The 19,676-nt window shown below is 64.0% G+C and carries 15 protein-coding genes; 7 read left to right on the top strand and 8 right to left on the bottom strand.

Annotated features, from left to right (window positions below; genetic code table 11):
• Nucleotides 1-273: 273 nt before the first annotated feature.
• The gene (locus F3J44_RS24690) at nucleotides 274-534 is read right to left on the bottom strand and encodes a DUF2798 domain-containing protein (protein ID WP_167068076.1); all 261 of its coding nucleotides are present in this window, start codon (nucleotides 532-534) and stop codon (nucleotides 274-276) included.
• A gap of 114 nt (nucleotides 535-648) precedes the next feature.
• Between F3J44_RS24690 and F3J44_RS24685 the strand changes: the two genes are divergently transcribed.
• The gene (locus tag F3J44_RS24685) at nucleotides 649-1,578 is read left to right on the top strand and encodes a LysR family transcriptional regulator (protein ID WP_167276903.1); all 930 of its coding nucleotides are present in this window, start codon (nucleotides 649-651) and stop codon (nucleotides 1,576-1,578) included.
• Between the two features lie 105 nt (nucleotides 1,579-1,683).
• Here F3J44_RS24685 and F3J44_RS24680 read toward each other — a convergent pair whose 3' ends face one another.
• The 3 genes from F3J44_RS24680 to F3J44_RS24670 all read right to left on the bottom strand — a co-directional run bounded on the left by F3J44_RS24680 (nucleotide 1,684) and on the right by F3J44_RS24670 (nucleotide 4,066).
• Complete coding sequence (locus tag F3J44_RS24680; RefSeq protein WP_167068070.1) at nucleotides 1,684-2,964, bottom strand: OmpP1/FadL family transporter; 1,281 nt, start codon at nucleotides 2,962-2,964, stop codon at nucleotides 1,684-1,686.
• A gap of 146 nt (nucleotides 2,965-3,110) precedes the next feature.
• Nucleotides 3,111-3,560: a hypothetical protein gene (locus F3J44_RS24675; protein WP_205300166.1), complete on the bottom strand. Its 450-nt coding sequence runs from the start codon at nucleotides 3,558-3,560 to the stop codon at nucleotides 3,111-3,113.
• 281 nt (nucleotides 3,561-3,841) lie between these two features.
• Complete coding sequence (locus tag F3J44_RS24670) at nucleotides 3,842-4,066, bottom strand: hypothetical protein (RefSeq protein ID WP_152954144.1); 225 nt, start codon at nucleotides 4,064-4,066, stop codon at nucleotides 3,842-3,844.
• Between the two features lie 1,158 nt (nucleotides 4,067-5,224).
• On the opposite strand from F3J44_RS24670, the gene F3J44_RS24665 reads away from it, so the two are divergent.
• Nucleotides 5,225-5,584, top strand: a complete 360-nt coding sequence (locus tag F3J44_RS24665; protein ID WP_167276900.1) for a sel1 repeat family protein — start codon at nucleotides 5,225-5,227, stop codon at nucleotides 5,582-5,584.
• Nucleotides 5,585-5,624: 40 nt separating this feature from the next.
• On the top strand, nucleotides 5,625-7,112 hold the full coding sequence (rmuC, locus tag F3J44_RS24660; RefSeq protein WP_167068062.1) for a DNA recombination protein RmuC: 1,488 nt from the start codon (nucleotides 5,625-5,627) through the stop codon (nucleotides 7,110-7,112).
• On the opposite strand, the gene F3J44_RS24655 is transcribed toward rmuC, so the two are convergent.
• Both F3J44_RS24655 and F3J44_RS24650 read right to left on the bottom strand, forming a co-directional pair.
• Nucleotides 7,084-10,560 (bottom strand): hybrid sensor histidine kinase/response regulator, encoded by a 3,477-nt coding sequence (locus tag F3J44_RS24655; protein WP_167068059.1) that lies wholly within the window; start codon nucleotides 10,558-10,560, stop codon nucleotides 7,084-7,086. The two genes, rmuC and F3J44_RS24655, sit on opposite strands and share 29 nt — an antisense overlap.
• Before the next feature lie 169 nt (nucleotides 10,561-10,729).
• Nucleotides 10,730-11,908, bottom strand: coding sequence for an MFS transporter (locus F3J44_RS24650; protein WP_167276899.1), 1,179 nt, complete (start codon nucleotides 11,906-11,908; stop codon nucleotides 10,730-10,732).
• 202 nt (nucleotides 11,909-12,110) lie between these two features.
• On the opposite strand from F3J44_RS24650, the gene F3J44_RS24645 reads away from it, so the two are divergent.
• The 3 genes from F3J44_RS24645 (at nucleotide 12,111) to F3J44_RS24635 (ending at nucleotide 15,114) form a co-directional block, all read left to right on the top strand.
• Nucleotides 12,111-12,842, top strand: a complete 732-nt coding sequence (locus F3J44_RS24645; protein ID WP_167068053.1) for a GntR family transcriptional regulator — start codon at nucleotides 12,111-12,113, stop codon at nucleotides 12,840-12,842.
• Between the two features lie 139 nt (nucleotides 12,843-12,981).
• Complete coding sequence (locus F3J44_RS24640; protein WP_167068050.1) at nucleotides 12,982-14,256, top strand: MFS transporter; 1,275 nt, start codon at nucleotides 12,982-12,984, stop codon at nucleotides 14,254-14,256.
• A 24-nt stretch (nucleotides 14,257-14,280) separates the two neighbouring features.
• Entirely contained in the window at nucleotides 14,281-15,114 is an 834-nt protein-coding gene (locus F3J44_RS24635; protein WP_167276896.1) for an amidohydrolase, read from the top strand.
• Nucleotides 15,115-15,278: 164 nt separating this feature from the next.
• Here the strand turns inward: F3J44_RS24635 and F3J44_RS24630 are convergent, their stop codons facing one another.
• Complete coding sequence (locus tag F3J44_RS24630; RefSeq protein ID WP_167276894.1) at nucleotides 15,279-17,198, bottom strand: methyl-accepting chemotaxis protein; 1,920 nt, start codon at nucleotides 17,196-17,198, stop codon at nucleotides 15,279-15,281.
• A 256-nt stretch (nucleotides 17,199-17,454) separates the two neighbouring features.
• On the opposite strand from F3J44_RS24630, the gene F3J44_RS24625 reads away from it, so the two are divergent.
• On the top strand, nucleotides 17,455-19,332 hold the full coding sequence (locus F3J44_RS24625) for a 1-acyl-sn-glycerol-3-phosphate acyltransferase (RefSeq protein WP_167276891.1): 1,878 nt from the start codon (nucleotides 17,455-17,457) through the stop codon (nucleotides 19,330-19,332).
• 8 nt (nucleotides 19,333-19,340) lie between these two features.
• Here the strand turns inward: F3J44_RS24625 and sugE are convergent, their stop codons facing one another.
• Entirely contained in the window at nucleotides 19,341-19,658 is a 318-nt protein-coding gene (gene sugE, locus F3J44_RS24620; RefSeq protein WP_167068038.1) for a quaternary ammonium compound efflux SMR transporter SugE, read from the bottom strand.
• Nucleotides 19,659-19,676: the final 18 nt, after the last annotated feature.

The following is a 19,676-nucleotide window of genomic DNA, read 5'->3' as shown; positions in this document are numbered from 1 at the left end:
CCTCGCTCCGGCCTTGCTCCCGGGAGGACCGCGCTGCAGGCCCCATCCTGGGGCCCAGCGCTTGACGGGCATCCATGCCCGTCACCTCCCTCCGCAAGGCCTCCGCTCGGCCTCCTAAGGTCGCAATTTGTGTTTGCTGAACTATCGCGCGCTTAGAAGCAAAAGCAACAGCAAAGCAACAGCAAAGCAACAGCAAAGCAACAGCAAAGCAACAGCAACAGCAACAGCAGCGTGCGGCGGGATGTTGCGGTGGTTTGGGTGTGGTGAATAGATTTAATGAGGGTGGACTGTGATTGCCACCAGTTTCAATACCACTGGCCTCACCATCAATACGCAGACGAACGCCACCGGCATCGCCAACTGGTAAGCCTTCAGCACATTGGTCAAATACGCCGGGTTGATGCCCGCATTCGCCGCTGTAATCACGAAGCACATCAACAGCGCCATGATCGACGACATGTAGAACGCAAACACATAAGGCGTTGCACCGGGCCGTAACTTGCGGCGGCTGCGTACCTGGGACAGGTTGCTCATGCGAACTCCTGGGAAATGGGTGAGGGCGCAGGTTAGCAATGCCCCAGGCATTCGCTGTAGACCTCCCGCACTGAGTTCTTTATAAAGAATTACTTACGAATCCCAAGGCGCGCCATGGACCTGCTCAACACCATCCGCAGTTTCATCAAAGTGGTCGAGGCCGGCAGCATTGCCGCCGGTGCGCGTAACCTCGGCATCAGCCCGGCAGCGGTCAGCCAGAACCTGGCGCGCCTGGAAAGCCACCTGCAAGTGCGCCTGCTCAGCCGCACCACCCGCAGCATGGCCCTGACGCCCGCAGGCAGCCAATACTATGAGCGCGTCAGGCACATCGAGCGCGACCTGCTGCTGGCCGAGCAGGCCGTCACAACCCCCGACAGCGAACCCCAGGGCCGCCTCTGCATCGCCTCGACCTCCGCCTTCGGCCGCCACGTGCTGGCACCCCTGATACCCGCGTTCAGCGCCCGCTATCCGCTGCTGTCGATAGAGTTGATAACGACTGATCGCAAGGTCAACCATGCCCGTGAAGACGTCGACGTCAGCCTGCGCATAACCCCACAGCTCGAAGACCAATTGCTGGCCCGGCACATTGCGCGCATTCCCTTCATCTGCTGCGCCTCGCCCGGCTACCTCGCCAGCGCGGGCCGGCCGGCCACGCCCGAAGCGCTGCGCGAGCACCGCTGCCTGGTGTTCCGCTACCCGGTTGACGGACGTTTCCTGCGTTGGGGGTTCGAGCGCGATGGGCTGCGCTTCGAGGCAGCATTCGGCACGGTATTGATCAGCGACGATATCGACGCCCTGACCCAGATGGCATTGAATGACGGCGGCATCACCCGGCTCGCCGAGTTCATTGTCAGGCCGCACCTGACTTCCGGTGCGCTGGTGCCGCTATTTGAATACAGCGACAGTGGCCAGGCCTACGCCCAGACCGAACCGATGGACATCTACCTGTGCCTGGCCGACCGCTTCGCCATGACCGCCAAGGTGCGGGCCTTCATGGATTACCTGAAAGAAGCGCTGGGCGATAGCTGGCAGGTGCGCGAGTAAGTACCAGCGCCTACAGGTAATGCGCGAAATCAGGCAATTTCGCGATCACTGTAGGCGCTGGCTTGCCTGCAATGGGCCGCAACGCGGCCCCTTTCAGGGTACAGATCAGAAGCGGTAGGTAAGGGAGGCACCCAGACCGTGCGCGCTGTTCTCGTACTTGGCCTGGTAGCTACCCTTGAGCAGCCCTTCAGAGGTGGAGCTTGGCACGTTGTGGACCTTGGTGTCCTCTTCCCACAGGTAGGAATAGGCAACATCGATGGTCATGTCGTCGTTCGGGCTCCAACCGGCACCAAAGCTGACCGCCTTGCGATCACCCGTAGGGATGCGTGGCGAGCGGTTGGTGTTGTTGGTTGGCGACTGGTCGACGGAGAAGCCTGCGCGCAGGGTCCACTCCTTGTTCACCTTGTAGGCCGCACCGATGGCATGCGCCCAGGTGTCATGCCAGTTCTGCTCTTCGGTGATGGTCTGCAGTGGGTAGTTTGCAGGCGCATCGTTCTTGACGGTGATGTTTTCCAGGCGGCTCCAGCGCGTCCAGGTGCTGCCGGCATACAGCGTCCAGTGATCATCCAGCTCGTGGGTAATCGACAGGTCGACCGACTCCGGCGTCTTGATGTTCAGGCTGGCGTCAAACTTGCCGCTCAGGCCCAGTTGCGGAACCGGATACGAGACGCGGGTTTTGCCTTCAAGCTTGTAGTCGACCATCGAGTGATAGGTCAGGCCGAGGCGGGTACGGTCGGTGGCTTGAACCAGGATACCGATGTTGTAACCGACTGCGGTGTCGTCACCCTTGATCTTGACCTCGCCATCGGGGCCATTCAGACCCAGCAGCCCCTTGCTGCTCAGGTTCGAGCCCAGCTCGCCCTTGATGCGATTGATGGTCGGGCCGAAACCAATGGACACCTTGTCATTGAAGGCATAGCTGACGGTGGGCTGGAAGGTCACGACCTCGACCTTGCTTTTCTTGCCCCAGTAGCGGGCGGCATCGCTGCTGCCGTAGTCGGTGATCAGGCCGTAGGGCACGTAAACGCCGAAGCCTACGCTCCAGTGGTCATCGATCGGCTTGACGTAGTAGCCCATTGGAACGCCAACGAACGGCACCATGTCGCCGTCGGTTTTCCCCCCATAGTTGCTGCCAGGGCCCGACACGTCGGACTTGGCAATCACAGCAGCGCCCCCCACGGTGACTTGCTGGCGCTTCAGGCGGGACATGCCCGCCGGGTTGCCATACACCGTGCTGGCATCATCGGCAGCGGAAGAACGACCCGCGAAACCTGTCCCCATGCCGCTGATGCTTTGTTCGTTGAGGGCGAAACCTGCGGCGAACAGTTGGCTGGATGCCAGAGCAACGGCTACGCCGAGGGAGGTTTTGAGCATTGCTTTTTTCATTATTAGAAACTCCTTGGGATCTCCGGGGCGAAAAGCTACCAACAAATCACGCGCCGCGCTATAGCCTCAATCACAGGAGATAGAGCGGTTTTGTAGGACAATCCGACCAAAATTCCCTTTTTTCCGGTAATGGTGTAGGACGCTTCTTAAGACACTTGTGGCAATTTCTGTTCTATGCACGAATGCCAGGCTTGAGTGAAGTCGCGCAGGCGACCTTGCGGGTGAAAAATCTGCCGCCAGATACGCGCCTGGCCGAGCAGGTCGTCGGCGGCAGGCATGGGCGTGGCCTGCTCTTCGATGAGCATCCAGGCAATGGCGGTGGAGTAGCGCAGGTTGACCGTGAGTTCCAGGTGCGGGCCGCCGAGGAAGGCGTGCTGGCTGGCCAGGCCGCGGACCAGGCTGGCCAGCTCCGGGTCACGGGCGAGAAAGTGGTCCCAGACCGCCTGGTGGCGGTGTTCGCCAATGCGGTACAGGCCATGGCCACGGCGGTCGTGCAAGGCCGAACCCAGCGCTGACTGGCTGGCCGCAATACCCAGTAGCAGGGCCTCGGCACTGGCGCAGTGTCGGTTCAGGTAGACCAGCGTGGGTCGAATCACATACAGACACAATTCATTCGCCGCGATACCCATGATGCCCTCGAGCAGTAAGAGGCCGACGGGCGCTGGAGCTTGGCAGCTGGTGATTGGTCAGGCCCGCCGGAAGCGGCAAGTACCGCTCGAGTTGAAGTGTAGTGTGATAATCGTGGTGTAAAGGGCTGTTTTTAAATCGATTGCTGCCGGTCGCTCGGCGCTATATGCCGTGCGGCAATTAGGCCAAGAACGATCAGGCAGCGTTACGCAGGTGCCATTCAGCGGCTGAATACCCCGGTATTCGCCCGTCACGCGGTGAGCGACTGGCGGGTCCGGGCGATGACCGCCTGCAGCGGTTCGGAGCGGCTGTACTGTTCAGGGTACAGGCGTTCTGTGTGGCAGGCGATGCCGTGCTCGTCCACCAGGGTGAAACTGAAGCTGCCCTTGCGAGGGGCGACGATAAGGCACTTCAACGGCGAGAAGGCCTGGGAGAGGGTGCCAATGGCAGCCTGAATTTGATGATGAGTTTGCATATTGTTGGAGGTTCCTGCTTTAAACACGGGGGATATGATCCGTGCATGATAGAAACGTTCCAGTGACGCCTTTATTAAGGGACGAACGAACCTGACTGGAACAGGGCAGCCAGAGGAGGCGCAATCAAAGGTGGGCGCTTGGGCTGACTGGTAGGTACTTCAGAAGGCAGGCAGCACGCCGGGGCCAAGGTTCTAGGCCGTCGGGGTTGAATCCTGATCAATCTTCCGGTTGATTCGTGCAGGGCAGCGTAGGGCTGGCGAGGGAATCATCGAGTGGGCCGGTCCTGGTTTCAGCAGCGCTCGCTTGGGAGGGCGGTGGGGCTGCAAGGACATTGGTGGCCAGAATTGACTTTCAGCTGGGGTACTAACGGGGTGAACCTTACAGAAAGCGCTGGGGCTTTGCAAGCCTTTTCACGCTCTGCCAGGTTAGCCGAGCAGTATGGCGCTTCTTTAACGTCTTGGGAAGAGGGGGCCAATGGCCCGCAAACGCCTGCATGTTCCGATTTCGTGCACCCAAATGCAGGTTTTCGGTGCACTTGTTCACATTCGAGGCGTGAGTTGTAACAGCTTGGCAACACCCGGCTTGAGGCTCGCCAATGACTTGACTGGGTAGTTAAGTCAATGAAAAAAAACACTAATTTTCACTGGTGAAAAAATCGTCAGTTTGACTGTAGGCCCCATTTCATGGGGGTTTGCGGGGTCATTAAGGCGGTTGTCCACTGAGTTATCCACAGGAACTGTGGATTGTCCCCAGCGCTTGCTCTAGGACGGGCGTGCCAGCGAATTGGTGAACTGTCCGACAATTGTCAGGCACCGCTCGACCCGTTGGTCATCCACTTGCAAACGTCAAGAAAAGATCGTTGAAAAAAACAGAATTTTTAGCAAATCGGTGAGTGCCGCCTGCGGCGGATCGCGAGCTTTGCTCGCTCCTACAGGATGTGCCTACCGCCGTAGGGCACCTGTACTGCGATCCCTTGTAGGAGCGGGCTTGCCCCGCGAACACCGGCGAAGCCAGTGCCATGCACCGCAGTGCCTGCTTCGCGGGTCAAGCCCGCTCCTACAGAAAGTATCCGTTCAATAAGGTAATTCCCCGGTGCTTGTCCAAAAGCAAAAAAGGAGTAGAGTGGCGCGCCTTTCAAGTTGCCTCTGCGTTTGGTCATGAAGTTTCGCGGTAAACACCTCGCCAGCCCCAATGCCTCCTCCCCAGCCGCCACCCCCAAGCGCTTCGCCCTGAAAGTGGCCCTGTGGCTGCTCGACAGCCCGAGCCTGGGCGACAAACCCCAGGTCAAGCACCTCGCCGGGCGCCTGCTCAAACAGCCGGCGCGCCAAGGTGTGGTGGTGGCCCAGAGCCGGCTGGGGCAGATGCTGTGCCGCGACTGCGGCAATGCCCGCGACCGGCGCATCGGCCATGAACTGCTGCGCCAGGCGGCCCGCGCCGGCGACCCAGGCGCGCAGCAGGAATACGCACGGCTGTTCCAGGCCGATGCGCCAGAGCAGGCGCCCGATTCGGCAGGCTGATAAGCTGCACTGAACTTGCAATAGCGTGATCGGGGTAAGCATGGCAGTGGATCTGACCAGCATTCTGCTGGGCTTGGTGGCGGGCGCTGTGCCTTGCCTGGGTTGGGTCATGCACGTGCAGCGCCGCCACGGCGCCCGGCAGGGCGAGCAGGCCTTGCTCGAAGAGCGCCTGAGCAGTGCCCAGTTGGCCCAGGCCGGCCTGCAGGCTCAGCTCGATGCCAGCCGCGACGAGGTCAGCGACCTCGGCGAGGCCAACACCCTCAAGCAAACCCAGCTTGCCGCCCAGGGCCGTGAGCTGGAGCTGCTGCAGATCGACCGCGACAATGCCCGCGATGCCGCCCACGCCTGGCACCTTGAGCGCGCCAACCGCGAAGCCGAACTGCGCCGCCTGGAGGCCCAGACTGCGCGCCTGGAGGCCGAACTGCGCGAACAGCAGGAAAGCCACCAGCAGCGCCTGGAAGACCTGCAGGAGGCCCGCGATACCCTGCGCGCCCAATTCGCCGACCTGGCCACCAAAATCTTCGACGAGCGCGAGCAGCGCTTCGCGCAAACCAGCCAGCAGCACCTGGGCCAGTTGCTCGACCCGCTCAAGGAGCGCATCCAGGCCTTCGAAAAGCGTGTCGAGGAAAGCTACCAGCAGGAAGCCCGCGAGCGTTTCTCCCTGGGCAAGGAGCTGGAGCGCCTGCAGCAGCTCAACTTGCGCCTGTCCGACGAAGCCACCAACCTCACCCAGGCGCTCAAGGGCCAGAAAACCCAAGGCAACTGGGGCGAGCTGATTCTGGAGCGGGTGCTGGAGCACGCAGGCCTGGAGAAGGGCCGCGAGTACCAGACCCAGGTCAGCCTCAAGAGCGCCGATGGCGAGCGTTTCCAGCCCGATGTGCTGATCATGCTGCCTGGCGACAAACAGGTGGTGGTGGACGCCAAGGTCAGCCTCACCGCCTACCAGCAGTTCGTCAGCAACAACGATGAGGCGGCGCTCAAGCAGCACGTGCAGTCGCTGCGCAGCCACGTCAAAGGCCTTTCGAGCAAAGACTACAACCGCCTCGAAGGCCTGCACAGCCTGGACTTCGTGCTGCTGTTCGTGCCCATCGAAGCGGCCTTTTCGGCGGCCCTGCAGGCCGAGCCAAACCTGTTCCAGGAAGCCTTCGACCGGCAGATCGTGATCGTCAGCCCCACCACCTTGCTGGCCACCTTGCGCGTGATCGACAGCCTGTGGAAACAGGAGCGCCAGGGCCAGAACGCCCGTGAGATCGCCGAGCGCGCCGGTTGGCTGTACGACAAGTTCGTGCTGTTCATCCAGGACCTGGACGAGCTGGGCAACCGCCTGCAGCAGGTCGACAAGGCCTACGCGGCGGCGCGCAACAAGCTGTGCGAAGGGCGTGGCAACCTGGTCAGCCGCAGCGAACAGCTCAAGTTGCTGGGCGCGCGCGCCAGCAAGAGCCTGCCGGCCGACTTGCTCGAACGTGCGCTCAGCGACGAAGCGCTGGCGGCGCAGGCGCTTACTGAACCAGGCTCAGATGGCGATTGAGCAGGGCGCGCAAGGCCGCCGGCTTGACCGGCTTGGCCAGGTAGTCAAGGCCAGCGGCGTGCACCGTGGCCAGGGTTTCCTTGCTGCCATCGGCGCTGATCACCACCCCCGGCACCGGCTCGCCCAGGCGCGTGCGTAGCCAGCCCATCAGCCCGGTGCCGGTTTCGCCGTCGTCCAGGTGGTAGTCCACCAGCGCCAGGTGCGGGCGCATGCCCTGGGCCAGTAGCGTTTCGCATTCGGCGCGGTTGCGCGCGGTGTACACCTGGCAGCCCCAGCGGCTGAGCAGGCTGTTCATGCCCACCAGGATGCTGTCTTCGTTGTCCACGCACAGCACCTGCAGCCCGGCCAGCGGCTGGCTGGCTTGCTCCACCGGGGCGCTCGGCGCCGCCACGGCCTGCCGGGCGATGGGCACATTGACGCGGAACACCGTGCCCTTGCCGGGCCAGGAACGCACCTCCAGGCGGTGGCCGAGTACCCGGCACAGGCCATCGGCAATCGCCAGGCCCAGGCCCAGGCCTTTCTCGGCGCGGGTCTGGTGGCTGTCCAGGCGCTTGAACTCCTGGAAGATCACCTGCAGCTTGTCGTCGGCAATGCCCGGGCCGCGGTCCCATACCTCCAGCCACAGGCGTTCGCCCTGGCGGCGCACGCCCAGCAGAATCGGGCTCTTGCCGTAGCGCAGGGCGTTGGTGAGGAAGTTCTGCAGCACCCGGCGCAGCAGCTTCATGTCGCTGTCGACCCGCAGGCGGCTGCCACGCAGGCGGAATTCCAGGCCCTTCTCGGCGGCCAGCACCTTGAACTCGGCGCCCAGGGTGTCGAACAGCTCATTGAGCGCGAATGGCTTGGCGTCGGGGGTGATCTTGCCGTTTTCCAGGCGCGAGATGTCCAGCAGGTCGCTGATCAGTTCCTCGGCTGAACGCAGCGAGCTGTCCATGTGCTGCACCAACTGCTGGGCCTCTTCGTTCATGCCCTCGGCCTGTTGCGACAGGGCGGCGGAGAACAGCCGCGCGGCATTCAACGGCTGCATCAGGTCGTGGCTGACCGCAGCCAGGAAGCGGGTCTTGGACTTGCTCACCGCTTCAGCCTGGCTCTTGGCCTCCGACAGCGCCTGGTTGAGCTGCGACAACTCCTGGGTACGCTCGGCCACGCGCTGTTCCAGCCCCTCGTTCGAGTCGCGCAGGGCCTGCTCGGCCTCGCGGAACGGGGTGATGTCGGTGAAGCTCATGACGAAGCCGCCACCGGGCATCGGGTTGCCGATCAGCTCGATTACCCGGCCATTGGGAAACAGCCGCTCGGAGGAGTGCGCCCGGCCCTGGCGCATCCAGTGCAGGCGCCGGGCCACGTGCACCTGCGCCTCGCCGGGGCCGCACAGGCCACGTTCGGCGTTGTAGCGAATGATGTCGGCGATCGGCCGGCCAACGCTGATCAACCCCTCGGGGTAGTTGAACAGTTCCAGGTAACGGCGGTTCCAGGCCACCAGGTGCAGGTTCTGGTCGACCACGCTGATACCCTGGTTGATGTTCTCGATGGCGCCCTGCAGCAGGGCACGGTTGAACTGCAGCACCTCGCTGGCTTCGTCGGCGATGCGCACCACGTCTTCGAGCTGCATGTCGCGGCCTTCGATGGCGGCCTTGACCACGGCGCGGGTCGAAGAGCTGCCCAGCACACCGGCCAGCAGGCGTTCGGTGTGCTCGATCCAGTCGCCATCGGCGTTCTGGTTGGGGTTGAAGCCCTTGCCCTGGCGGTAGGCGAAGCGAATGAAACTCTGTCGCGCACGCTCTTCACCGACGAAGCGCGAGGCCAGGTTCAGCAGGTCGTCGATCTGCACCGCCAGCAGCGGCTTGCTGCTGGGCCGGGCGCTGGTTTGCTGGCCAATGAAACGGCCAGCCTGCCAGTGTTCCGAAACCCGCGTACGCGAGAGCATCGACACCCACACGAACAGGGTGAAGTTGCCCGCCAGCGACAGCACCACGCCCTGGGTCAGCGGGGTGATCGGCAGGTCCAGCGGGTTGCCGTGCAGCCAGGCAAGGCCCGGGAACAGGCCCAGCGGCACACCCAGGCTATGGGCGATGATCGGCAGCACCAAGGTGTAGAACCACAGGAAGATGCCTGCCGCGAGGCCGGCGAACACGCCGCGCCGGTTGGCCTGTTTCCAGTACAGCGCACCGAGCATGGCCGGGGTCAGTTGGGTTACGGCGGCGAAGGCAATCTGGCCGATGGTCGCCAGGCTTGCGGTGGAGCCGAGCAGGCGGTAGCTGACGTAGGCCAGCAGCAGGATGACCACGATGGTGACCCGGCGCACCGACAGCATCCAGTGGCGGAACGCCTCGAACGGCCGCTCGGCGTTGGTGCGGCGCAGCAGCCAAGGCAGCAGCATGTCGTTGGACACCATGGTCGACAAGGCCACCGCCTCGACGATGACCATGCCGGTGGCCGCCGAGGCGCCGCCGATGAAGGCCAGCAGCGCCAGGCTCGGGTGCGCCTCGGCCAGCGGCAGGCTGATGACGAAGGAGTCGGAAATCACCGTGCCGGGCAGCAGCATCTGCCCGGCCAGGGCAATCGGCACCACGAACAGCGCGGCCAGCGCCAGGTACAGCGGGAACACCCAGCGCGCCAGGCGCATGTCCTGGGGTTCGATGTTCTCCACCACCGTGACGTGGAACTGGCGCGGCAGGCAGATGATCGCCATCATCGCCACGGCGGTTTGCACCACCATCGACGGCCAGTTGATGGTTTCCTGCCAATAGCTTTCCAGGTGCACCGACTGGCGCGCCTGGGTGAACAGGTCGTCGAAGCCATCGTAGAGGTTGAACACGATGAACACGCCCACCGCCAGGAAGGCCAGAAGCTTGATCATCGACTCGAAGGCAATCGCCAGCACCATGCCGCGGTGGTGCTCGGTCACGTCCAGGCTGCGCGTGCCGAACACGATGGCGAACAGCGCCAGCACCAGCGACACCACCAGCGCGGTGTCCTGCACGCGGGTACCGGTGGCGTCGGCATTGGCGCCGATCAGCAGGTTCACGCCCAGCACGATGCCCTTGAGCTGCAGGGCGATGTAGGGCAGCACGCCGACCAGGCAGATCAACGCCACCACCACCGCCAGGGTTTGCGACTTGCCGTAGCGTGCGGCGATGAAGTCGGCAATCGAGGTGATGTTCTGTTGCTTGCTGATCAGCACCATCTTCTGCAGCACCCAGGGCGCGAAGATCAGCAGCAGGATCGGCCCCAGGTAGATGGGCAGGAACGCCCACAACTGCTCGGCGGCCTGGCCGACCGCGCCGAAGAAGGTCCAGCTGGTGCAGTACACCGCCAGCGACAGGCTGTACACCCAGGCACGCAGGCGCGGCGGCAACGGTGTGCTGCGGCGGTCGCCGTAGAAGGCGATGGCGAACATGACGGCCATATAGGCCAGGGCGACCACGGCGATCAGCCCGCTGGACAACGACATGAAGACTCCGGAGCAAAAAAGATAACGCGGTCCCGATCAATCAGTCTGGCACGCAGGCAGGGGTTCGTCAGCGCCGACGATGGTCGCAGGGGCGTGTTGTCGCAGCCCCCGGTTTATGCTATCCCTGTAGGAGCGGGCTTGCCCCGCGAAGAGGCCCACCAAGGCGCCATCACCCACGACGGGTGCCCAACCCATAAAACACCCCCGCCAGTATCACCGACATCACCAGCAGGTAGAAGACCACCCCCGGCCACCACCGCCCCAGGGCAAACCCTACCAGCACCGGCCCCAGCGCCGCGCCCAGGTTGGACAGGTTCTGCGCCCCGTAATACACCCCACGCAGATGCTCCGGTGCGATCAGGTCGATGAACATGTATTCCGCCGGGATGACGATGATTTCCCCCAGGGTGAACACCAGCATTGCCAGGCACCAGGCCAATACCGAGCCGGCCATGGCGAACCCCAGCAACCCGGCGATGAACAGCGCCATCCCGGCCAGCAGCCACGGCATCAGCTGTTGCCGGCCAATGCGCCGGCCGATCAGGTATTGCAGGGCGATCACCGTCACCGCGTTGGTGGTCACCAGGTAGCCCACCAGCCGCGCTGCCTCGCTGGCGCTGCTGGTCACCACCAGGTATTGCGACAGGTAGGCGGTGAACTGGCCGAACACCACTGCGCTGAGTACACCGCCCAAGGTAAAGCACACCAGCCGCCGGTCGCGCGCCAGGCCCAGCGCCACCTGCGCGAAGCTGGCGCCCGGTTGCGCTGTAGTGCGGGCGTGCAAGGCTCGGTCGCCCAGGCGCCAGTAGGCCAGGCACATGCCAAGGCCGATGAAGGCGGAGGCCGTGAACGGCAGGTGATCGTCCAGTTCCAGCAGGGCCACGCCAAGCATCGGCCCCACGGCGTAGCCAACATTGCTCAGGGTGTATTTGATGGCGAACACCTCGGCGCGCTGCTCGACCGGCAACAAGGCGCAGAAGCCCGCCTTGGCGGCAATGTCCACCACTGCCAGGGCCAGGTTGATCAGCACCAGGCACAGGAAGAACAGCAGCGCCACGCGGCTGGCCATGGCCACGATGAAGGCCAGGGCGAACACCAGCGTGCTGGCGCTGACCAGGGTGTGGTTGCGCACGGTATCGACCAGGTGCCCGCCATACAGGCTCAGCAACGAGGCGACGATCAGGGCACCGCCGATCAACAGGCCGATCTGCCCAACGCCGAGTTGAAAGTTGTCGCTCAGGTACACCACCAGGTAGGGCAGGGTAAGGGCGCGCGCAACCGTCAGGGTAAACGTAGTCGCTAACAGTAGGCGAATACTGGCGGGGTAACCCCTGATTACGGCGAGCATTGCCACATCCTTGTCGTTGGTTAACCCAAGCATAAGCCACGCAAGGCCCCTGTAGGAGCGGGCTTGCCCCGCGAACACCGGCAAAGCCGGTGCCAGCCACCGCAACCCCAACGACCAGCGGAGGATTGACAGCCCGCCACCCACGGGGAATACTCTCGGAAAATTCATATATATGTTTATATAACAAGACGAGAGCCGACCCATGCACCTACTCTCCGGTGATGCTCGACTACCCCGCTACCAACAACTGCGCGACCACTTGGTCGAGCAGATCGCCAACAACCGCTGGCGCCCGGGCGAAGCGATTCCGACCGAAGCCGCCTTGGCCAGCGAGTTCGACATGTCTGTGGGCACCGTGCGCAAGGCTGTCGACGTCCTGGTCGCCGAAGGCGTGCTGGAACGCCAGCAGGGCCGCGGCACCTTCATTCGCCGCCCGCAGTTCCAGTCTTCGCTGTTCCGCTTCTTCCGTTTCGAAACCGTCAACGGCGAACGGGTGATGCCGCAAAGCCGCATCCTCTCCATCGAGCCGGTGCCTGCCCCGTCAGCGGTGGCCGAGGCCCTGGGCCTGGCGGCCGAGGCTGAAGTGATTCGTATCGTGCGTACCCGTCTGCTGGGCGCCCAGCCGGTGCTGGCCGAAGAAATCTGGCTGCCGCGCCAGACCTTCCAGCCACTGCTGGACGTCGCCCTGCACGACAAGGGCCCGTTGCTGTACCCGATCTACGAGGAGCTGTGCGGCCAGGTCGTCGCCTCCGCCGAAGAGACCCTGACCGCCGAAGCGGTCGATGCGGTGCACGGGCGCCTGTTGCAACTGCCGGCCAACAGCCCGGTGGTGGTGATCGAGCGCCTGGCCCGCGACTACGCCGGCAAACCTCTGGAATGGCGCCGCTCGCGCGGCCACGCGCAGCACTTCCGCTACCGCGTCGACATTCGCTGAGTTCATAGCCGGCCGCTTCACCCTTTTACCCGTCTGCGCCGTTCTGCCACGGCGCAGTGGCTTCGCCTGCCCGGTCGCCAGCGTGCCAAGAGCTTCGGCGCGCCCGGCCGTAACACACACGACTAGAAGGATAACAACCATGTTCAGCTGGTACCGCCAGATCACCTCACGGGAGCGCAAGACGTTCTGGGCCTGTTTCGGGGGCTGGTCGCTCGATGCGCTGGAAGTGCAGATGTTCGGCCTGGCCATCCCCGCACTGATCGCCGCGTTCTCCCTGACCAAGGCCGATGCCGGCCTGATCAGTGGCCTGACCCTGGTCACCTCGGCCATCGGTGGCTGGCTCGGCGGCACCCTGTCGGACCGCTACGGGCGCGTGCGCACCCTGCAGTGGATGATCCTCTGGTTCTCCTTCTTCACCTTCCTTTCCGCGTTCGTCACCGGCTTCTACCCACTGCTGTTCGTCAAGGCCATGCAGGGCTTCGGCATCGGTGGCGAGTGGGCCGCCGGCGCGGTGCTGATGGCCGAAACCATCAACCCGAAATACCGCGGCAAGGTCATGGGCACCGTGCAAAGCGCCTGGGCGGTGGGTTGGGGCCTGGCCGTGGGCCTGTTCACCCTGATCTATTCGCTGGTGCCGGCCGAGTACGCCTGGCGCGTGATGTTCTTCGTCGGCCTGCTGCCGTCGCTGCTGATCATCTGGGTGCGCCGTAACGTGCCGGAGCCCGACAGCTTCCAGCGCCTGCAGAAAGACAAGGCCATCCCCGGCAGCTTCTTCAGCTCCATGGCCGGTATCTTCCGCCCCGAACTGCTGCGCGTGACCCTTCTGGGCGGCTTGCTGGGCCTGGGTGCCCACGGTGGCTACCACGCGGTGATGACTTGGCTGCCGACCTTCCTCAAGACCGAGCGCAACCTGTCGGTGCTGAACTCCGGTGGCTACCTGGCGGTGATCATCTTCGCCTTCTGGTGCGGTTGCGTGGCCAGTGGCCTGCTGATCGACCGCATTGGCCGGCGCAAGAACATCCTGCTGTTCGCCCTGTGCTGCGTGCTGACCGTACAGGCGTATGTGTTCTTCCCGCTGACCAACACCCAGATGCTGTTCCTCGGCTTCCCGCTGGGCTTCTTCGCCGCCGGTATTCCGGCCAGCCTGGGTTCGTTCTTCAACGAACTGTACCCGGCCGACGTGCGCGGTGCCGGGGTAGGCTTCTGCTACAACTTCGGCCGCGTGCTGTCGGCGGTGTTCCCGTTCCTGGTTGGCCACATGAGCGAAAGCATGTCGCTGGGCAGTGCCATCGGCATCGACGCCGGCATCGCCTATGGCGTGGCCATGGTCGCCGCCCTGTGCCTGCCGGAAACCCGTGGCCGCAACCTTGAGTCCACCCCTGCGCCGCACATGGCTGGCGCAGTCGCCAAGTAACCTGACCTTGTCCGTATGAGAACCATGCCCGACGTTTCCGCTCCACACCTGACCGCCATCGACAGCCATGCCCACGTGTTCAGCCGTGGGCTGAACCTGGCCAGCGGGCGGCGTTATGCGCCCAGTTACGATGCGCCGTTGGGCGACTACCTGGGCCAGCTGCTGGCCCATGGTTTCAGCCATGGCGTGCTGGTTCAGCCCAGTTTCCTCGGCACGGACAACCGCTACCTGCTGAGCGCCCTGCAGACGGTGCCAGGGCAGCTGCGCGGAGTGGTCATGCTCGACCGCGACGTCGAGCCTGCCACCTTGGAGGAAATGGCCCGCCTGGGCGTGCGCGGCGTGCGCCTGAACCTGATGGGGCAGGCGCTGCCCGACCTCACCGGCGCCGAGTGGCGGCCGCTGTTCGAGCGTATTGGCGAACAGGGTTGGCACCTGGAACTGCACCGCCATGTGGCGGACATTCCGGCGCTGGTGCAGGCACTGGAGCCCTACGGGCTGGACATCGTGGTCGATCATTTTGGCCGGCCTGATGCGCGCCTGGGGCTGGGGCAGCCGGGCTTTGCCGAGCTGCTGACGTTGGGCGGCAAGGGCAGGGTATGGGTGAAGGTGTCGGGCATCTACCGGTTGGAAGGTACGCCTGCGCAGAACCTGGCGTTCGCCCGCCAGGCGCTGGGGGCGCTGGAGGCGCACTATGGCGCCGAGCGGCTGATGTGGGGCAGTGACTGGCCGCACACCCAGCATGAGGCGCAGGTGAGCTTTGCCTCGGTGGTCGAGCAGTTCGAAGCGCTGGGCTGCTCGGCCGAATTGCGCCAGGCATTGCTGGTGAACACCGCCCAGGCTTTGTTCGGTTTCGAATGACGAGGCCTACAGGGTTACGCTGACCGGGTAGGAGCGAGCGTAGCTCGCGATTGGGGCGCGCAGCGGCCCCGGCTGTTCACTTTTGCAGCTCATGATGCCGGGGCTGCCTTGCAGCCCATCGCGAGCTGCGCTCGCTCCTACCAGATGCCCCCCGCTGCCTTCTATCAGAACCGGAACCGGCTGATCATCTGCTGCAACTGCCCACCCAACCGCGCCAGTTCCACGCTGGACGCCGAGGTCTGCTGGCTGGCCTCTGCAGTCTGTTCGGAAATATCCCGCACCGTCACCACGCTGCGGCTGATCTCCTCGGCCACCGCGCTCTGCTGCTCCGACGCCGCGGCAATCTGCTGGTTCATCAGCTGAATTCCCGACACCCGCTGGGTAATCCCCTCCAGCGCCACGCCCGCCTCACGCACCAGCGCCACGCTGCTCTGGGTCAGGCTCTGGCTCTGCTCCATCAGCTCGCTCACCGAGCGGGTGCCTTCTTCCAGGCTGCCGATTGCCGACTCGATCTCCAGGGTCGAGGCCTGGGTGCGCTGTGCCAGGCTGCGCACTTCATCGGCCACCACGGCAAAACCACGGCCCGCCTCGCCGGCCCGGGCGGCTTCGATGGCGGCGTTGAGCGCCAGCAGGTTGGTTTGCTCGGCCACCGCCTTGATCACATCCATTACCTTGCCGATGCGCTGGCTTTCGCTGCGCAGGGCATCCATGGCTTCGCCGGTGGCATCCACCTGGCTGGCCAGGCGGCTGATCTGGGTGACCGCGCGGTTGACCACGCTGTCGCCTTCGCGGGCTTCTTCGTCGGTGGCACTGGCCGCCTGGGAGGCTTCGCCAGCATTGCGCGCCACTTCATGCACGGTGGCGGCCATTTCCTGCATGGCAGTGGCCACCTGGTCGGTTTCCACCTTCTGGTTGTTGGCCCCGGCGCTGGTTTGCTCGGTGATCGCCGACAGCTCCTCGGTGGCGCTGGCGATCTGCGAAATGCCGTCGCGCACCTGGGCGATCAGCTCGCGCAGGTTGCCGGTCATGCCTTGCAGGGCGTTCTGCAACTGGCCGACTTCATCGCGGCGGCGGCTGCTCGGTTGTTCGCCGAGGTCGCCCCCAGCCACCCGTTCCATGGCCCGCAGGGCCTGTTGCAGCGGGCCGCTAACCTGGCGTGCGATCAGCACGGCGGCGAGGCTGCCGATCAACAAGGCGAGCAGGGTGGTAGCAATCTGCAGGTTCTTGGCGAACTGGCTGTCGTTGACCACCAACACCGCCTGGGCATCGAGCAGTTGGCCGATCAGGCCATTGAGGGTGTCGATGTCCCGGGCCATGGCGCTGCGGTAATCCACCAGCTTGCTGACTTCGCCACGGAAGGCCTCCACCGCGCTGGCATAGGCCCGCACCTGCTGCTGCAACTGGGTGAAGGCGTCGGCGGAGCTGCCGTTGAACCTGGCCACCAGGCCTGGCAGGTCGTTCACCGTGGTGGCGATCTGCGTGTTCATCAGCTTTTCGGTTTCGGCGTTGGTGTTACCGGTGTAGCCGCGCACGTGGTAGCGCAGCAGAATCAGGTTTTCGCGGATCTGGTTGATCGCCTCGATGCGCACGAAGCGCTGCTCGGCATCGGGCAGGGCGCGCACCTGCTTGCGGATGTTGTCGATGCTGGCGAACGACTGGGTGGCCAGCACGCCCATTTCCTTCTGCGCCGCACGCATGTTCTGGTACGACTGCAAGCTCAGCGCCTGGTTGTTGGCAAAGGCCTGCAGGCTCTGCTCGGCCTGGCCAACCAAGGCCAGGCTCTGGGGCTTGACCAGCGAACCGCGCAGGGTCGCCAGGGGCGCCTGGAACGCCTGCAGGGCGCTTTGCAGGGCCTGGGTTTCGTTGTCTGCGCCATTGGCCATGGCATGGCGCAGGCGTGCTTCGCGCAAGTCGCCGAGGGCGTCGTTCAGGCGCGACACATTGCTGACCACCTCGCTGCGCCGCACCAGGCTGCCCAGCCCGTCCCAGCCGATCAGCGACTGGATCAGGGTGAGGCACAGCACCAGGCCGAAACCGAGGAAGAGTTTGTGGGCGATCTTGAGGTCGCCGAACCAGGTAAACATTACTGCCGAGCTCCTTTTCTTATGCGTTTGGAGGAGACCTGAGGTCTGTTCCTTCTGTCAGATATAGTCATCTATATGAATTATCGGCATGTGTAACAAAATCTGAACAGCCCTGGCGGTAAAATTAATGTCACTGTGCTATCAAGTTGTGACCCAGTTCCGAACGGCTTGCCAGGGGGCGGCTTTCGCAGGCAGATTTGTGGCTCGGCGCCGCCTGCGTCGCTCTAATGACAAAAGCCCCTCAGGAACAAGGACGATGAGTCACCCCTCGCAATTCACCTTGCTCGGCAAGCGGCGTTTCCTGCCGTTCTTCATCACCCAGTTGCTGGGTGCCTTCAACGACAACCTGTTCAAGCAGTCGCTGATCCTGGCCATTTTGTTCAAGCTCAGCCTGGGCGATGGCGACCGTTCGATCTGGGTCAACCTGTGCGCGCTGCTGTTCATCCTGCCGTTCTTCCTGTTTTCGGCGCTGGGTGGGCAGTTTGGCGAAAAGTTCGCCAAGGACGCGCTGATCCGTGCGATCAAGGTGGCCGAAATCGGCATCATGGCGGTTGGCGCCCTCGGCTTCGCCACCAACCACCTGGCGCTGATGCTGCTGGCGCTGTTCGGCATGGGCACCCACTCGGCGCTGTTTGGCCCGGTGAAGTATTCGATCCTGCCCCAGGCCCTGCGTGAAGAGGAATTGGTAGGGGGCAACGGCCTGGTGGAAATGGGCACCTTCCTTGCCATTCTGGTCGGCACCATTGGCGCCGGCGTTATGATGGCTACCGACAACTACGCCACGGTGGTAGCAGGTGGCGTGGTGGGCACCGCGGTGCTGGGCTACCTGGCCAGCCGCTGGATTCCGCGTGCGGCAGCGGCGTCGCCGCACATGGCGCTGGACTGGAACATCTTCAAGCAGTCGTGGGTGATCCTGCGCATGGGCCTGGGGCAGACCCCGGCCGTGTCGCGGTCGATCGTCGGCAACTCGTGGTTCTGGTTCGCCGGCGCCATCTACCTGACGCAGATCCCGACCTACGCCAAGGACTGGTTGCACGGCGATGAAACCGTGGTCACCCTGGTATTGACCCTGTTCTCGGTGGGTATCGCCCTGGGCTCGCTGCTGTGCGAGCGCTTGAGCGGGCGCAAGGTGGAAATCGGCCTGGTGCCGTTCGGCTCGTTCGGCCTTACCTTGTTCGGCCTGCTCTGGTGGTGGCATTCCGGCGATGTGCCGGTGGCCGCCGCGCCGCATGACTGGCTGGCGCTGCTGGGCATGCACCAGGCCTGGTGGGTGCTGCTGTCGATCGTTGGCCTGGGCGTGTTTGGTGGGTTCTACATCGTGCCGCTGTATGCGCTGATCCAGGCGCGCACCGCCGAGCACGAGCGGGCCCGGGTGATTGCCGCCAACAACATCCTCAATGCGCTGTTCATGGTGGTGTCGGCCATCATCACCATCGTGTTGTTGAGCGTGGCCAAGCTGAGCATTCCACAGCTGTTCCTGGTGGTGTCGCTGCTCAACATCCTGGTCAATGCCTATATCTTCAAGATTGTGCCCGAGTTCACCATGCGCTTCTTGATCTGGCTGCTCAGCCACTCGATGTACCGCGTGGAGCACCGCGACCTGGAGCGCATCCCCGACGAGGGCGCAGCGCTACTGGTGTGCAACCATGTGTCGTTCGTCGATGCGCTGCTGCTGGGCGGGGCCATCCGCCGGCCGATCCGCTTCGTCATGTACTACAAGATCTACAACCTGCCGGTGCTCAACTTCGTGTTTCGCACAGCCGGCGCCATCCCGATTGCCGGGCGCAACGAAGACCCGGCCATCTACGAACGCGCCTTTGCCCGCATTGCCGCGTACCTGGCGGACGGTGAGCTGGTGTGCATCTTCCCGGAAGGCAAGCTGACCGGCGACGGCGAGATCGATGTGTTCAAGGGCGGTGTGAGCCGCATCCTCGAAGAAACCCCGGTGCCGGTGATTCCGTTGGCGTTGCAGGGCTTGTGGGGGAGCTTCTTCAGCCGCGACCCGGCCAAGGGCTTTTTCAAGCGCCTGTGGTCGCGGGTAACCGTGGTGGCTGGCGCCGCCATCCCGGTGGAGGCGGCGCAGCCTGAGGCGTTGCGCGAGCAGGTCAGCCGTTTGCGCGGCAGCCTGCGCTAGGGCAGGGCTCAGCTGGCGCTGACTTTCAGGCCGATCAGGCCGGTGACGATCAGCGCCACGCTAACCAGCCGTACCAGCGCCATGGACTCGCCGAACAGGATGATGCCGGCGATCACCGTGCCGACCGCACCCACGCCGGTCCAGATGGCATAGGCGGTGCCCAGCGGCAGCTCTTTCATGGCCAGGCCCAGCAGGCCCAGGCTGATGGCCATGGCGGCCACGGTGAGGGCGGTGGGCAGGGGTTTGCTGAAGCCGTCGGTGTATTTCAGGCCGACCGCCCAGCCGACCTCGAACAGGCCGGCGAAGAACAGGATGATCCAGGACATGGTGCGTCTCCATCGTGC

This window comes from Pantoea sp. Tr-811, from assembly GCF_011752535.1.
In the GTDB taxonomy this organism is placed as follows: domain Bacteria; phylum Pseudomonadota; class Gammaproteobacteria; order Pseudomonadales; family Pseudomonadaceae; genus Aquipseudomonas.
Note: the sequence above shows the minus strand (reverse complement) of the source record. Positions and strands in the feature narration are given on the sequence as shown.